Annotated in this window: 2 protein-coding genes and 1 pseudogene; all 3 read right to left on the reverse strand. The window is 34.0% G+C overall.

Annotated elements, in window-relative coordinates; genetic code table 11:
* Nucleotides 1-274 (reverse strand): annotated as a pseudogene (locus K4G57_RS08915) (capsular biosynthesis protein); the annotation flags it as partial.
* Complete coding sequence (locus K4G57_RS08920; RefSeq protein WP_221561859.1) at nucleotides 271-918, reverse strand: glycosyltransferase; 648 nt, start codon at nucleotides 916-918, stop codon at nucleotides 271-273. The pseudogene K4G57_RS08915 and the gene K4G57_RS08920, both read right to left, overlap by 4 nt.
* 4 nt (nucleotides 919-922) lie before the next feature.
* On the reverse strand, nucleotides 923-1,519 hold the full coding sequence (locus K4G57_RS08925; RefSeq protein ID WP_221532824.1) for a glycosyltransferase family protein: 597 nt from the start codon (nucleotides 1,517-1,519) through the stop codon (nucleotides 923-925).
* Nucleotides 1,520-1,700 lie beyond the last annotated feature (181 nt).

The following is a 1,700-nucleotide window of genomic DNA, read 5'->3' on the forward strand; positions in this document are numbered from 1 at the left end:
TTGCAATAGCAAGTCTTGCTTGGATAAATTCAAAGAATTTATTGGGAAGGGCAAAATATCCATTGTAATTTGTAGGTTGTAGGATATAAAAACCTATATCATATTGTGTGCTAAAGGGGATAATCTCCTCAAAAGAAACAGGAGGAAGTATTCTTGTATTTTTAGTGTGCTTAACTTTAGATTCTAACATTTTAAAATATTCTGTATCTGCTGTTTGCACTAGCATTAAATCTAAGGAGAATCTAGAATCTAAATAGTGCATTGTGTTAATCATATCTTCAATCCCTCTCTCCTTACTTGCCATTCCATGATAGATGAGTTTGATTTCTTGGGACTCTTGGGCAAATAATAGGGGGGGGGGGCATAATACTTGGCTGCTGAAGTGATAACATCACATTTAATGCCATAGTTTTTTGTATATTCTTGTGCGATTCCCTCACAAATGCTATAAACATAATCTGCTTGTTTTAGGTAGGTTTGGCAAAGATAATGCTTATAAGGAGCGAAATAAAACTTCCACCAAAAGTAATTTTCAAACTCCCTTGGCGCATACTCATGCATATTGACAATCACTTTTGCATTTTTTTTGTATTTTAGCGCAAGGGGAATTGACTCTTCATTATGCGCTAATATCACATCAAAAGAATGTTCTCTTAGGTATTTTTCTGCTTCCTTAACTTGCGGGAGATTCCAATACACTCTCTCATACTGCCTAAATAGCAAGAAAAAACGTTGCACAAGCTTTTTTTTCCAATCCCATTTGGGTTTGTTTATCACAAAAAATTGCACACTTTTGCGCATACAATCCACATAGCCTAGCCCAAAAAGCTGGTATTTTCCTTGTAATAAATCATACTCTCGCCTAACACGTGGCTGGATTTTATGATTATGAAAATGCAAAATTAAAAGCTTTTGCAAAAAACTACCCCGCAACTTTTTCTAAGAGTGCAAGGATTTTCTCCCCCTCTTTTTCTGCATTAAGAATTCTAGCTGTTTTGTTTGCGTTTTCTTTATATTTAAGTATGTCTTGTTTGGTAAGTTTATTTAATTCTTGTGCCATAGATTGTGGCGTGAAATCTTTTGCAATGATTCCTAAATGGTATTCTTTAACATATCTTGCCATTTCTGGACTTGGTCCTATTGCAATAGCAAGTCTTGCTTGGATAAATTCAAAAAATTTATTGGGGAGGCACATTTTAAGGTTATAAGTCGTAGGTGGCACAAGAAAAATTCCTATATCATATTGTGCGCTAAAGGGGATAATCTCTTCAAAAGAAACAATAGGAAGCATTCGGACATTATCTAAGTCTTTTGCCATAGCTTCTAATTGTGCAAAATATTCTTTATGATAAGTTGGCACGAGCATTAAATCTAAGGAGAATCTAGAATCCACATAGCGCATCATTTCTATCATATTTTGGATACACCTATCAGGAGAAGCCATTCCATGATGGATAAGCTTGATTTTTTTAGAATCAACAAAATGCGTTGGAAAACTTGTCCAATCTAACTCTTTCATAATAACTCCTCTTCTTAAAATTTTCTCCCCTTCTCTAAAGGGTAAAATTTGACTTCCTCTACACAAAAAATGGATCTAAATATTTATCTTTTAAAGTATGCAAATTATCATTATTTTGATAATCTTTATAGCTTTTAATAGGAGTTTGCATAATCTCCTCCCATTCCTCTTTTGAGAGTTG

It is taken from the genome of Helicobacter turcicus, assembly GCF_019711685.1.
GTDB lineage: Bacteria > Campylobacterota > Campylobacteria > Campylobacterales > Helicobacteraceae > Helicobacter_D > Helicobacter_D turcicus.